This window comes from Pseudoalteromonas sp. D15MCD-2 (genome assembly GCF_038562745.1).
Taxonomy (GTDB): domain Bacteria; phylum Pseudomonadota; class Gammaproteobacteria; order Enterobacterales; family Alteromonadaceae; genus Pseudoalteromonas.
The window spans coordinates 354076-367708 of sequence record NZ_JBCFQE010000001.1 but is presented as its reverse complement, the minus strand read 5'-3'; the positions used below and the strand labels follow the sequence as shown (position 1 = coordinate 367708).

The window sequence follows — 13633 nt, the reverse complement described above, 5'->3', positions numbered from 1 at the left end:
TTTAATCATTTTAGTAGGACGACTAACAATGGCTTTAACACACCTTCAGCAATTAGAAGCTGAAAGTATCAAAATCATGCGCGAAGTTGCTGCTGAGTTTGAAAACCCGGTGATGCTTTACTCAATCGGTAAAGATTCATCAGTGTTATTACACTTAGCGCGTAAAGCGTTTTATCCAGCAAAGATCCCATTTCCACTTTTACACGTTGATACCAACTGGAAGTTTAAGGAAATGATCGAGTTTCGTGACCGCCTAGCTAAAGAGTATGGCTTTGATTTAATCGTCCACAAAAACCCTGAAGGGTTAGAGATTGATATCAATCCATTTGTACACGGCTCAGCAAAGCACACCGACATCATGAAAACGCAAGGCTTAAAGCAAGCGTTAGATAAATACGGCTTTGATGCTGCGTTTGGTGGGGCACGCCGTGACGAAGAGAAATCACGTGCTAAAGAGCGTGTTTACTCATTCCGTGACAAACACCACAGATGGGATCCAAAAAACCAACGTCCAGAGCTTTGGAATACGTACAACAGCCAAGTTAACCCGGGTGAAAGCATTCGTGTATTCCCGTTATCTAACTGGACTGAACTTGATATTTGGCAGTATATCTACCAAGAAAACATTGAAATGGTTCCACTTTACCTTGCTAAAGAACGCCCAGTCGTTGAGCGTAACGGCACGCTAATCATGGTTGATGACGAGCGTATGCCATTAGAAGAAGGCGAAGTACCACAAATGAAATCTGTCCGTTTCCGTACCCTTGGTTGTTACCCGCTGACAGGTGCTGTGGAATCAAATGCAGGTACCTTAACTGAAATTATTGAAGAGATGCTGCTTTCAACCTCTTCTGAGCGTGAAGGCCGCGTGATTGATCACGACTCTGCTGGTTCAATGGAAAAGAAAAAACGTGAGGGCTATTTCTAATGTCTAAAACAAACGACACGATTAATGAAGTAAGAGAGTTAGGTATCGACGCCTACCTTGCACGTCAACAAGACAAAAGCCTTTTACGCATGCTGACCTGTGGTAGTGTGGATGACGGTAAATCAACGCTGATTGGCCGCCTTTTACACGACAGTCACCAAATTTATGAAGACCAACTTGCAGCTCTGCATAAAGATAATGAAAAAGTCGGTAATGCCGGTGAAGAGCTCGATTTAGCACTCCTTGTAGATGGTCTTCAAGCTGAACGTGAGCAAGGTATTACCATTGACGTTGCTTATCGTTACTTCTCAACAGCAAAACGTAAGTTCATTATTGCTGATACGCCAGGACATGAACAGTACACGCGTAACATGGTAACCGGTGCATCAACCAGTGATGTGGCGATTATCTTAGTTGACGCTCGTTACGGCGTACAAGTACAAACTAAGCGTCATAGCTTTATCTGTGACTCATTAGGTATTAAGCAGTTTGTTGTTGCTATCAACAAGATGGATATCGTCGATTTCGATGAAACCGTATATGAGAAAATCAAAGCGGATTACCTTAAGTTTGCAGAGCAACTAAACGTTACTAATATCAAGTTTGTGCCAATGTCAGCGCTTAAAGGTGACAACGTAGTTACACGCTCAGAGCACACACCTTACTATACAGATAAACCGCTACTTGAGTTACTTGAAGACTCACCAGCTGCTGAACTTGATAACGGGTTTGAAGCACGTCTTCCGGTCCAGTATGTGGTACGCCCTAACTTAGACTTCCGCGGCTTCCAAGGTACTTTAACGTCTGGCAAGTTCAGCGTGGGTGATGCGGTAAAGGTATTACCATCAGGTAAAAGCTCAAGCATCAAAGAGATTGTGACTTTCGATGGCAACTTAGATACAGCTGAAGCAGGTCAAGCAATTACCTTAACGTTAAACGACGAAATTGATATCAGCCGTGGCGATGTGATTGTGCCAGCCGCTTCAAAAGCCGCTGTTACAAACCGTATTAAAGCTAAATTAGTATGGATGCATGAAGCACCGTTAGTATTAGGTAAAAGCTATAACTTTAAGTTAGGCAGCAAAAACACCTCGGCAGTAGTAAGAAAAATCGATCACACGATTGATGTAAATACCCTTGAGCATGGTCAAGCAGACTCATTACAACTTAACGAAATTGCGATTGTAACCTTAGAGCTTACAGAAACAATTTTGGCTGATGAGTACCACAACAACCATGAAACAGGTGCGTTTATCCTAATTGACCGCCTATCAAACCTAACCGTTGCGGCAGGTATGATTGAGCAATTACTTAGCACTGAAGAGCAACAAAGTAGCTTTAGCGACTTTGAAGTTGAATTTAATGCTTTAGTACGCAAGCACTTCCCTCATTGGCAAGCGCTTGATATAAGCCAACTTAAATAAGCTAGGTAAGACAATGCTGGCTATAAGACAACAAACGTTTTAAAGCCAGCATTACTATTTATATTTGATTACCACACTCTCACCCCTTTAAATCTATTTCTTTATTTTGAGAGCTTTGGTTCCTCAATCATTGGAGTAAAGATAATGGATGAAAATATCGTTTGGCATAATTACGCCATTAGCAAATCACAGCGTAGTGAGCAAAAAAAGCATAAGCCTGCCATTCTATGGTTCACTGGTTTTTCAGGTTCAGGCAAAAGCACAGTTGCGAACGCACTAGAAAGCGCATTAAATCAATTAGGTGTTCACACCTATCTACTCGATGGTGACAATGTTCGTCATGGCTTGTGCAAAGATCTTGGCTTTACTGATGAAGACCGCGTGGAAAACATTCGCCGCGTTGGTGAAACTGCAAAGCTAATGGTCGATGCCGGTCTTGTGGTATTAACCGCATTTATTTCGCCATTTCAAAGCGAACGCGATATGGTAAGAAACTTAGTAGAGGATGGTGAGTTTATTGAGGTATTTTTAGATACCCCCCTCGACGTGTGTGAAACACGCGACCCTAAAGGGCTTTATAAAAAAGCGCGAGCAGGTGAAATTAAGCACTTCACTGGTATCGACTCAGACTATCAAATCCCTACATCGCCAGAAATTAAAATCGATACTAGCAAAAACACCCTAGACCAATCGGTGCAAGAGCTGGTAGCGTATTTAAAACAACAGCAAATTATAGGTTAAGTCATGAATCAAACGGAACTGCTAGAAGAAATCTTACTCCTCGCACGCCAAGCCGGTAGCGCAATAATGGGGATTTACGAAAAGGACTTTAATGTTGAGTACAAAGCTGATGAAAGCCCAGTGACCGACGCCGACCTAGCAGCTCACAAAGTGATTGTGAATGGCTTACAACATCTTACCCCTGATGTACCAATTCTAAGCGAAGAAAGCGCTGATATTAGCTGGGATATTCGTCAAACTTGGCACCGCTACTGGTTAGTAGACCCAATTGATGGCACCAAAGAGTTCATTAAAAAAAATGGCGAGTTTACAGTAAACATTGCCTTGATAGAAAAAGGTAAACCGGTATTAGCTGTTGTTGATGCACCAGCATTAGGTGTGTCGTATATTGCCGCAGAAGCAATAGGTGCCTTTAAAGATAAAGGTGATGAACGTATCGAACTTAAGGTAACTCGTAAGCCAAATAAAGGGCTTATTCGTGTTGTCGGCAGCCGTTCACACCCTTCTCCAGATTTAGCTGAATTTGTAAAACAGTTTGAAGATGTAGAAATGGTTTCAAAGGGAAGCTCGCTAAAACTTTGTCTGGTTGCCGAAGGTAGTGCAGATATATACCCACGCCTTGGCCCAACCTGTGAGTGGGATACCGGAGCTGGCCATGCGATTGCCGAAATAGCAGGTGCAACGGTTAGTAAACTCGATGGCAGCCCACTACTGTATAACAGTAAAGAAGAGTATCTGAATCCGTTTTTTGTCGTATCTGCATTACAGAACTAAAGCGTTCCGTTAAATATCGTAGGCTGGGTAGAGCGTAGCGAAACCCAGCATCTATCCTATCATCGTAACTCTAGCCCCTTTAATACTCCTTATTTTACAATCAGTTTAACCTAGCCAATAAGCCTTTGTTCCTATAGTATTTTGCTCTCTCAAACTATTAAAGGAATAACCATGACGACTGTTGAAAAAGCAATTGAAGCCGGCTACGAGGCCCAAATTAGCGCACTATATAAAGCCCTTTCACAAGGGGTACTTGCCGCTAATGGTGATGAAAGTGAAATCACTGCAGCTGAGGCACGTTTTAAGAAAGGTTTAGCATTTGCCGCAGACATTAAAGCTCGCGCACTTGCAGCAGCAGAATAAATACCACAACAGGGCTTTATAAATAAGCCCTGCCACCTTCCTTTGTAAGTCTCTCCTTACAGCATAGTTATCTAAATACAACGCTAAAACATGCATTCTTAATCGCTTTTCTATATGCTGCGCGACAATTATTATTCTAATAGTGGAGTGCTAATGAACACACATCAAGATGCTATGCCGTATGATGCATCGACAACAAGTAGTAACTCAAAATGGAACCTTCATGACACCCAATGGGTATTAAGTTTATTTGGCACCGCAGTTGGTGCAGGGATTTTATTCTTACCAATTAATATCGGTATCGGCGGATTTTGGCCTTTGATTATCATGGCATGTCTTGCCTTTCCGATGACCTACTTAGCTCACAGAGGTTTAGCCCGATTTGTTTTATCATCAAAAAAGCCTGAAGCGGATTTTACCGATGTTGTAGAAGAACACTTTGGCATTAATGCAGGGCGCTTAATATCTTTACTGTATTTTCTTTCTATCTTCCCTATCTTACTTATTTATGGTGTTGGCTTAACCAATACAGTAGACAGTTTTATCGTTAATCAATTAGGTATGGAGTCGCCACCACGCGTACTGTTATCTGGTGTGCTCGTTGGCGGTATGATCAGTTTAATGCTAGGTGGTGAAGCATTGATGTTACGTGCTTTTGCAATCCTTGTTTATCCTCTCGTCGCTATCTTGTTTTTCTTATCGATTTACTTGATCCCAAGTTGGCAAATGCCAGATGTAACAGTGCCTGAGTTTTCTGGCTTCATGAAAACACTTTGGTTATCAATACCTATCATCGTATTCTCATTTAGCCACGCAGCTGCGATATCAAGCTTTGTACATGTACAGCGTGCTCACTATGGCAACAATGCTAAAATGAAGTCAGAAGCAATTCTGAAGCGTACCAGTCTACTATTAATCGTGTTTGTTTTACTGTTTGTATTCTCATGTGTGTTGTCACTATCTACTGAGCAAATGGTACAAGCAAAAGCTGATAACGTGTCTATCTTGTCATTCCTTGCCAATATCACTGATAACTCGTTTATTGCGACCTTAGGGCCATTAGTTGCCTTTATTGCAATTACCTCTTCGTTCTTAGGTCACTTCTTAGGTGCCCGTGAAAGCTTTAATGGTCTTGTTAGTAAGCAAGCCCATATGAACCCTAAACTCGTTGATAAAATTGGCACTGTTATCATGTTCTTCGCTATTTGGTATTGCTCAGTGATCAACCCAAGTATTTTAGACATGATGGATCAGCTATCAGGCCCTATTATCGCCATGATCCTTTTCATCATGCCAATGATTGCCGTTTATAAAGTACCTAGCTTACACAAATACAGAAACCGCTTAAGCACACTGTTCGTATTAACAGTTGGCTCTCTAGCTGTGTTTGCACTTATCTACAGCATGATTAAGTAATCTCATCATTGTTAGATATAGAAGCCCAGCCGGGAAACCGGCTGGGCTTTTTTGGTTCTTTAGTTGTGAGAGTGAAGTTAGAAAGGGGAAAGTTGAAAAAGTAAAGTTTTGAGGTCTGGCGTAGGTTGGGTAGAGCGGAGTGAAGCCCAACACAGAGCTATCAGCTTCAGCCGTCAGCGTTCAGCCGCGTGATGGGTGTTTAGGTAAGAGTCTCTCTATGCCAGAGGTTCTAGGTTCTAGGTTCTAGGTTCTAGGCAAAGTGTACTTGTAGGAATGGCTTTAGCCGTGAATGTGTTTGTTATGGTCTAGATTCGGCACTGGAGTGCCTCCTACAGGGTTTGTTGCTGAAGGAGACTCTGTACAGGACAACCCCACCGCTTAGCTGACATCTGAGATACGCATCACGTAGGAATGGCTTTAGCCATGAATGTGTTTGTTCTGGTCTGAATTCGGCACTGAAGTACCTCCTACGGGGTTTTGTTGCTGTGGGTGACTCTGTACAGGACAACCCCACCGCTTAGCTAACATCTGAGATACGCATTACGTAGGAATGGCTTTAGCCGTGAATGTGTTTGTTCTGGTCTAGATTCGTCACTGGAGTGCCTCCTACAGGGTTTTGTTGCTGAGGGTGACACTGTACTAAACAACCCCGCAGTTCAACTGACATCTATTATCTGACGTCTAAGATACGCATCTCGTAGGAATGGCTTTAGCCATGAATGTGTTTGTTATGTTCTAGATTCGACACTGAAGTGCCTCCTACGGGGGTTTTTGCTGAGGGTGACTCTGCACTAAACAACCCCACAGTTCAACTGACGGCTGACAGCTGATAGCTGAAAGCTCCAGACGCAAAAAAGCCCGACTCTTTCGAATCGGGCTTTCTCTTATTTGGAGCCTGGCGATGACCTACTTTCACATAGCAGCTGCTACACTATCATCGGCGCTGTTTCGTTTCACTACTGAGTTCGGCATGGGGTCAGGTGGGTCCAAAACGCTATTGTCACCAAGCAAATTTGGTTTTAATTCGCTCTTTTGAGCAAATTAATAAATCTGGAATTCTGATATCAAGTAAATGTCTACTTTAGTAACTTAACTTCTGTTCGTTACGCTGTCATAAAACGCGTTTGGCGTTGTATGGTTAAGCCTCACGGGTAATTAGTACAGGTTAGCTTAATGGCTCGCACCACTTCCACATCCTGCCTATCAACGTTGTAGTCTTCAACGGCCCTTCAGAGACTTTAAAAGTCTAGTGAGAACTCATCTCGAGGCCTGCTTCGCGCTTAGATGCTTTCAGCGCTTATCAGTTCCGAACGTAGCTACCGGGCAGTGCCATTGGCATGACAACCCGAACACCAGCGGTTCGTTCACTCCGGTCCTCTCGTACTAGGAGCAACCCCTCTCAATTCTCAAACGCCCACGGCAGATAGGGACCGAACTGTCTCACGACGTTCTAAACCCAGCTCGCGTACCACTTTAAATGGCGAACAGCCATACCCTTGGGACCGACTTCAGCCCCAGGATGTGATGAGCCGACATCGAGGTGCCAAACACCGCCGTCGATATGAACTCTTGGGCGGTATCAGCCTGTTATCCCCGGAGTACCTTTTATCCGTTGAGCGATGGCCCTTCCATTCAGAACCACCGGATCACTATGACCTACTTTCGTACCTGCTCGACGTGTCTGTCTCGCAGTTAAGCTGGCTTCTACCATTACACTAACCGTACGATGTCCGACCGTACTTAGCCAACCTTCGTGCTCCTCCGTTACTCTTTGGGAGGAGACCGCCCCAGTCAAACTACCCACCAGGCACTGTCCGTAACCCCGATTAGGGGCCAACGTTAGAACATCAACACTACAAGGGTGGTATTTCAAGGACGGCTCCACAAAAACTAGCGTTTCTGCTTCAAAGCCTCCCACCTATCCTACACATGTAGGGTCAATGTTCAGTGCCAAGCTGTAGTAAAGGTTCACGGGGTCTTTCCGTCTAGCCGCGGGTACACAGCATCTTCACTGCGATTTCAATTTCACTGAGTCTCGGGTGGAGACAGCGTGGCCATGGTTACACCATTCGTGCAGGTCGGAACTTACCCGACAAGGAATTTCGCTACCTTAGGACCGTTATAGTTACGGCCGCCGTTTACCGGGGCTTCGATCAAGAGCTTCGTCCGAAAACTAACCCCATCAATTAACCTTCCGGCACCGGGCAGGTGTCACACCGTATACGTCATCTTGCGATTTTGCACAGTGCTGTGTTTTTAATAAACAGTCCCAGCCACCTGGTCACTGCGGCTCCCGTCCGCTTAGAGAGCAAGTCTCATCACAGATAGGAGCGTACCTTCTCCCGAAGTTACGGTACAATTTTGCCTAGTTCCTTCACCCGAGTTCTCTCAAGCGCCTTAGTATTCTCTACCTGACCACCTGTGTCGGTTTGGGGTACGATTCGGTATAATCTGAAGCTTAGAGGCTTTTCCTGGAAGTATGGCATCAACAACTTCACACCCTTGGGTGCTCGTCTCGTGTCTCAGTCTTAAGAGTCCGGATTTTCCTAAACTCTCAACCTACTCACTTTCACATGGACAACCAACGCCATGCTTGTTTAGCCTGCTCCGTCCCCCCATCGCAATTATACCAAGTACGGGAATATTAACCCGTTTCCCATCGACTACGCCTTTCGGCCTCGCCTTAGGGGTCGACTTACCCTACCCTGATTAACATGGGATAGGAACCCTTGGTCTTCCGGCGTGCGGGTTTTTCACCCGCATTATCGTTACTCATGTCAGCATTCGCACTTCTGATACCTCCAGCAAACCTCCCGGTTCACCTTCAACGGCTTACAGAACGCTCCCCTACCACTCAAAATAAATTTTGAATCCGCAGCTTCGGTGCATAGTTTAGCCCCGTTACATCTTCCGCGCAGACCGACTCGACCAGTGAGCTATTACGCTTTCTTTAAAGGATGGCTGCTTCTAAGCCAACCTCCTGGCTGTCTGGGCCTTTCCACATCGTTTCCCACTTAACTATGACTTTGGGACCTTAGCTGGCGGTCTGGGTTGTTTCCCTCTTCACGACGGACGTTAGCACCCGCCGTGTGTCTCCCGGATAGTACTTTACGGTATTCGGAGTTTGCAAAGGGTTGGTAAGTCGGGATGACCCCCTAGCCTTAACAGTGCTCTACCCCCGTAAGTATTCGTCCGAGGCTCTACCTAAATAGATTTCGGGGAGAACCAGCTATCTCCCGGTTTGATTAGCCTTTCACTCCTAGCCACAGGTCATCCCCTAACTTTTCAACGTTAGTGGGTTCGGTCCTCCAGTTGATGTTACTCAACCTTCAACCTGCCCATGGCTAGATCACCGGGTTTCGGGTCTATACCTTGCAACTACGCGCCCAGTTAAGACTCGGTTTCCCTACGGCTACCCTAATCGGTTAACCTCGCTACAAAATATAAGTCGCTGACCCATTATACAAAAGGTACGCAGTCACCCTCGAAGGGCTCCTACTGCTTGTACGTACACGGTTTCAGGTTCTATTTCACTCCCCTCACAGGGGTTCTTTTCGCCTTTCCCTCACGGTACTGGTTCACTATCGGTCAGTTGGGAGTATTTAGCCTTAGATGATGGTCCACCTATATTCAGTCAAAGTTTCACGTGCTCCGACCTACTCGATTTCACTTAAGATGCATTTTCGTGTACGGGACTATCACCCTGTATCGTCAAACTTTCCAGAATGTTCCACTAACACATAATAAGCTTAAGGGCTGGTCCGGTTTCGCTCGCCGCTACTTCCGGAATCTCGGTTGATTTCTGTTCCTACGGGTACTTAGATGTTTCAGTTCTCCGCGTTCGCCTCTTACACCTATGTATTCAGTGCAAGATACCTGCAAGCAGGTGGGTTTCCCCATTCGGAAATCCTAGTCTCAAGCGCTTTTTACTAGCTTGACTAGGCTTATCGCAAGTTAATACGTCCTTCATCGCCTCCAACTGCCAAGGCATCCACCGTGTACGCTTAGTCACTTAACCATACAACCCAAACGGGTCTTTGTTAGTGACAGCTGTTAACTTCGCCAGAAGTTAATTCATCAAATAATGATGAGAATACTAAAGTAGATACCAATTAATCTTTCGATTAATGGCATATTTTTTACTTTTGAAAACTCTTTATAGATACGAATATCTATAAGAATTTTAATATCAGCTTTCCAAATTTTTAAAGAGCAAGAGAATAAACTTCTCAAAATTAAACACACTCTATTCTCAAGCAGTTTATTACCTGATTAAGAATGTTTATTTTTAAGGAGTAAAAGTGGTGGAGCTAAGCAGGATCGAACTGCTGACCTCCTGCGTGCAAGGCAGGCGCTCTCCCAGCTGAGCTATAGCCCCACATATGCTGGTACTTATTGTCATTTTTGCCACTTCATAAGAAGTGGTGGGTCTGAGTAGATTTGAACTACCGACCTCACCCTTATCAGGGGTGCGCTCTAACCAACTGAGCTACAGACCCAAACAATAAGTGTTGTTCTCTTTACAATTAACAATCATCTGTGTGGACACTACGAACAAATAAGTTCTAAATCGTATAAGGAGGTGATCCAGCCCCAGGTTCCCCTAGGGCTACCTTGTTACGACTTCACCCCAGTCATGAATCACTCCGTGGTGAACGTCCTCCCGAAGGTTAGACTATCCACTTCTGGAGCAACCCACTCCCATGGTGTGACGGGCGGTGTGTACAAGGCCCGGGAACGTATTCACCGCATCATTCTGATATGCGATTACTAGCGATTCCGACTTCATGGAGTCGAGTTGCAGACTCCAATCCGGACTACGACGCACTTTAAGTGATTCGCTTACCCTCGCAGGTTCGCAGCACTCTGTATGCGCCATTGTAGCACGTGTGTAGCCCTACACGTAAGGGCCATGATGACTTGACGTCGTCCCCACCTTCCTCCGGTTTATCACCGGCAGTCTCCTTAGAGTTCCCGACCGAATCGCTGGCAACTAAGGATAGGGGTTGCGCTCGTTGCGGGACTTAACCCAACATCTCACAACACGAGCTGACGACAGCCATGCAGCACCTGTATCAGAGTTCCCGAAGGCACCAAACCATCTCTGGTAAGTTCTCTGTATGTCAAGTGTAGGTAAGGTTCTTCGCGTTGCATCGAATTAAACCACATGCTCCACCGCTTGTGCGGGCCCCCGTCAATTCATTTGAGTTTTAACCTTGCGGCCGTACTCCCCAGGCGGTCTACTTAATGCGTTAGCTTTGAAAAACAAGTCCGAAGACCCGAGCTTCTAGTAGACATCGTTTACGGCGTGGACTACCAGGGTATCTAATCCTGTTTGCTCCCCACGCTTTCGTACATGAGCGTCAGTGTTGACCCAGGTGGCTGCCTTCGCCATCGGTATTCCTTCAGATCTCTACGCATTTCACCGCTACACCTGAAATTCTACCACCCTCTATCACACTCTAGTTTGCCAGTTCGAAATGCAGTTCCCAGGTTGAGCCCGGGGCTTTCACATCTCGCTTAACAAACCGCCTGCGTACGCTTTACGCCCAGTAATTCCGATTAACGCTCGCACCCTCCGTATTACCGCGGCTGCTGGCACGGAGTTAGCCGGTGCTTCTTCTGTAAGTAACGTCACAGCTAAGCGCTATTAACACTTAACCTTTCCTCCTTACTGAAAGTGCTTTACAACCCGAAGGCCTTCTTCACACACGCGGCATGGCTGCATCAGGCTTGCGCCCATTGTGCAATATTCCCCACTGCTGCCTCCCGTAGGAGTCTGGGCCGTGTCTCAGTCCCAGTGTGGCTGATCATCCTCTCAAACCAGCTAGGGATCGTCGCCTTGGTGAGCCATTACCTCACCAACTAGCTAATCCCACTTGGGCTAATCTTATGGCGTGAGGCCCGAAGGTCCCCCACTTTGGTCCGTAGACATCATGCGGTATTAGCAGTCGTTTCCAACTGTTGTCCCCCACCATAAGGCATATTCCCAAGCATTACTCACCCGTCCGCCGCTCGACGCCAAAGGTGCAAGCACCTCTTCGTTTCCGCTCGACTTGCATGTGTTAGGCCTGCCGCCAGCGTTCAATCTGAGCCATGATCAAACTCTTCAATTAAAAGTTTTTTGAAACCGAAGTTTCGTGCTCAATGAATTCTGAATTTTGATTCTTTCGAATCGAATTGACTGTGCTGAAACAAGTAAACTTGTTTCCGTTGGTCACTCAGTTCAATTGAGACTCTAAATTTGTTTGCGTCATCTAGCGAACTAGAATCTGCTGTTAGAACTCAATCTGTACGAGTGCCCACACAGATGATTGCTTTATATTGTTAAAGAACGTTGCGACGTTGTCGCTAGGGATGCGTATAATACATCCTTAATTTTTCGAGTCAACACTTAATTTCAAACTTTCTTTCGATTATTTGAAACCGAAGTTTTACTTAACTCTCTGCTACGTTGTTCAGCATCTTTCGTTGCTGCCCGCCGTGTCAGTGGGGTCGCATTATAGGGAGATCCAAAAACAGATCAACACTTTTTTTCGATCTTTTTACTGTTCGCTCAAAAAGCGAACTAAATTTACCGAAAACAGCAAAAACGGTCGCTATTATGGCTGTTTTTTAAGCCAATATTCATAATTTAATGCAAATTTCATTGCTATGTTCATTTAACTCGTTAAGATAGCAAGTTCACAATGTTAAATTAATGTTTATTTCTTGTTTATTGGTAGATCAAAATGAAATTACCCGATCAAAAATCTTTTCTTTTCTCCGTTATTCTTGCTGTTTTAGGTTTTGTGGTTGTTAAGTTCGCACTTGCAAGCTTAGCTTTAGACCCAGCATTGCTATTTGGTGCAGGCTTATTAATTGGTGCTTTAGTTATTGCAGCACTTTCATCAGCGTCAAGTGAGGAGGCCGAAGTAAAAACAAAAACACTTTATGTTGGCAACCTACCTTATCGTGCTAATGAAGGTGTTGTTCGTGCTTTATTCGAAGAACAAGGCAAAGTTTTCAATGTACGTTTATTAAAAGATAAAAATACAGGTAAACGTCGTGGCTTTGGTTTTGTTGAAATGGCTGAAGCTGATGCAGATAAAGCAATCAATCAATTAAATGATAGCGAATTCCAACAACGTACTTTAAAAGTGCGTGAAGCAAAACAAAAACAAGAGAACGAAGCTAACAGCTTTCGTGAGGGATCTGATCAGTCAGCGTAATAAGCTCAACGCTTAATTGCGAATGACCAATAGGAGCCGTTGCATAATAGTGCAGCGGCTTTTTTTTATCTGTAGTAAGAGTAAAGCCTCGTAGAGCAATTAAACTTTCAACGCGCTTAGCAATCGCTTTGCCTGAGTCAATAAGGAAGATCTGTTGTTTATAGTAGTCACTAATCGCTCTGGCTAGTAATGGAAAGTGTGTACAGCCAAGTACCAATACATCTATATCTTCTGCTATCGCTAAATCACTCAATACATTCTCAAGCTTTGCTTCATTGATTTTCTGCGTATGAAATAGTGTTTCAGCAATTTCTACCAGCTCAGTTGAGCCATATAAGCTCACTTGTGTGTCTTGGCTATGATTACTAATTAAGTTTGCAGTATAGCGACTCTTGATGGTTGATGGTGTTGCCAGTAAACCAATATGTTTGCTGTTACTTATAGCGCAAGCGGGTTTTATCGCAGGTACTACCCCGACAACTTCTATATTTGTGTGCTGGCGAATAGTTTCTAAGGCAGAGGTAGAGGCGGTATTACACGCAATAACTAGGATATCAACGTTTAAGTTTGCTGTTTCGATAAACTGTAGTAGCGCAAAAAGGCGGGCTATGATCGTTTGCTGACTTTGCGCGCCATAAGGCAATAAAGCATTGTCCATAAAATAACTATAATCAGCATCTGGGATCAATACTTGGATCTGTTCAAGTACGGTTGTTCCACCTATACCAGAATCAAACACCATTATATGAACTGACAAACTGCTTACCTCGGATCAT

The 13633-nt window shown here is 44.6% G+C and carries 8 protein-coding genes, 2 tRNA genes and 3 rRNA genes; 7 read left to right on the top strand and 6 right to left on the bottom strand.

Translation table 11 applies throughout. The annotated features are described in order from the left end of the window. The first annotated feature begins 28 nt into the window (after window positions 1-28). The 6 genes from cysD to AADY36_RS01615 all read left to right on the top strand — a co-directional run bounded on the left by cysD (window position 29) and on the right by AADY36_RS01615 (window position 5646). Window positions 29-928 (top strand): sulfate adenylyltransferase subunit CysD, encoded by a 900-nt coding sequence (cysD, locus tag AADY36_RS01640; RefSeq protein WP_054564008.1) that lies wholly within the window; start codon window positions 29-31, stop codon window positions 926-928. Then, window positions 928-2352 carry a sulfate adenylyltransferase subunit CysN gene (gene cysN, locus AADY36_RS01635; RefSeq protein WP_054564009.1) on the top strand — a complete coding sequence of 475 codons (1425 nt, stop codon included), beginning with the start codon at window positions 928-930 and terminating at the stop codon, window positions 2350-2352. The genes cysD and cysN overlap by 1 nt, the downstream gene beginning before the upstream one ends. A 144-nt stretch (window positions 2353-2496) precedes the next feature. Next, window positions 2497-3093, top strand: a complete 597-nt coding sequence (cysC, locus tag AADY36_RS01630; RefSeq protein WP_054564010.1) for an adenylyl-sulfate kinase — start codon at window positions 2497-2499, stop codon at window positions 3091-3093. Window positions 3094-3096: 3 nt separating this feature from the next. After that, window positions 3097-3867, top strand: a complete 771-nt coding sequence (gene cysQ, locus AADY36_RS01625) for a 3'(2'),5'-bisphosphate nucleotidase CysQ (RefSeq protein WP_055199437.1) — start codon at window positions 3097-3099, stop codon at window positions 3865-3867. Window positions 3868-4038: 171 nt separating this feature from the next. Continuing rightward, window positions 4039-4230 (top strand): hypothetical protein, encoded by a 192-nt coding sequence (locus AADY36_RS01620; protein WP_055022144.1) that lies wholly within the window; start codon window positions 4039-4041, stop codon window positions 4228-4230. 153 nt (window positions 4231-4383) lie between these two features. Then, window positions 4384-5646 (top strand): aromatic amino acid transport family protein, encoded by a 1263-nt coding sequence (locus AADY36_RS01615; protein WP_054564013.1) that lies wholly within the window; start codon window positions 4384-4386, stop codon window positions 5644-5646. 893 nt (window positions 5647-6539) lie between these two features. Here the strand turns inward: AADY36_RS01615 and rrf are convergent. The 5 genes from rrf to AADY36_RS01590 form a co-directional block, all read right to left on the bottom strand. Then, a 5S ribosomal RNA gene (rrf, locus tag AADY36_RS01610) occupies window positions 6540-6654 on the bottom strand. A 126-nt stretch (window positions 6655-6780) separates the two neighbouring features. Beyond that, window positions 6781-9664, bottom strand: a 23S ribosomal RNA gene (locus tag AADY36_RS01605). A gap of 284 nt (window positions 9665-9948) precedes the next feature. Continuing rightward, window positions 9949-10024 (bottom strand) — tRNA-Ala (locus AADY36_RS01600). 44 nt (window positions 10025-10068) lie between these two features. Next, window positions 10069-10145: transfer RNA gene (locus tag AADY36_RS01595), tRNA-Ile, on the bottom strand. A 76-nt stretch (window positions 10146-10221) separates the two neighbouring features. Further along, window positions 10222-11762, bottom strand: a 16S ribosomal RNA gene (locus tag AADY36_RS01590). Together the 16S, 23S and 5S rRNA genes with 2 tRNA genes alongside form the textbook arrangement of a ribosomal RNA operon. A gap of 615 nt (window positions 11763-12377) precedes the next feature. Here AADY36_RS01590 and AADY36_RS01585 point away from each other — a divergent pair. Further along, window positions 12378-12857 carry an RNA recognition motif domain-containing protein gene (locus tag AADY36_RS01585; protein WP_054564068.1) on the top strand — a complete coding sequence of 160 codons (480 nt, stop codon included), beginning with the start codon at window positions 12378-12380 and terminating at the stop codon, window positions 12855-12857. Here AADY36_RS01585 and murI read toward each other — a convergent pair. Beyond that, the gene (gene murI, locus AADY36_RS01580; RefSeq protein ID WP_342408420.1) at window positions 12820-13614 is read right to left on the bottom strand and encodes a glutamate racemase; all 795 of its coding nucleotides are present in this window, start codon (window positions 13612-13614) and stop codon (window positions 12820-12822) included. The genes AADY36_RS01585 and murI overlap by 38 nt on opposite strands. Window positions 13615-13633 lie beyond the last annotated feature (19 nt).

Coding starts and splice junctions, on each gene's coding strand:
- AADY36_RS01615 (WP_054564013.1), top strand. CDS start 4,384: ATGAACACACATCAAGATGCTATGCCGTATGATGCATCGACAACAAGT.
- AADY36_RS01620 (WP_055022144.1), top strand. CDS start 4,039: ATGACGACTGTTGAAAAAGCAATTGAAGCCGGCTACGAGGCCCAAATT.
- cysD (WP_054564008.1), top strand. CDS start 29: ATGGCTTTAACACACCTTCAGCAATTAGAAGCTGAAAGTATCAAAATC.
- cysQ (WP_055199437.1), top strand. CDS start 3,097: ATGAATCAAACGGAACTGCTAGAAGAAATCTTACTCCTCGCACGCCAA.
- cysC (WP_054564010.1), top strand. CDS start 2,497: ATGGATGAAAATATCGTTTGGCATAATTACGCCATTAGCAAATCACAG.
- AADY36_RS01585 (WP_054564068.1), top strand. CDS start 12,378: ATGAAATTACCCGATCAAAAATCTTTTCTTTTCTCCGTTATTCTTGCT.
- cysN (WP_054564009.1), top strand. CDS start 928: ATGTCTAAAACAAACGACACGATTAATGAAGTAAGAGAGTTAGGTATC.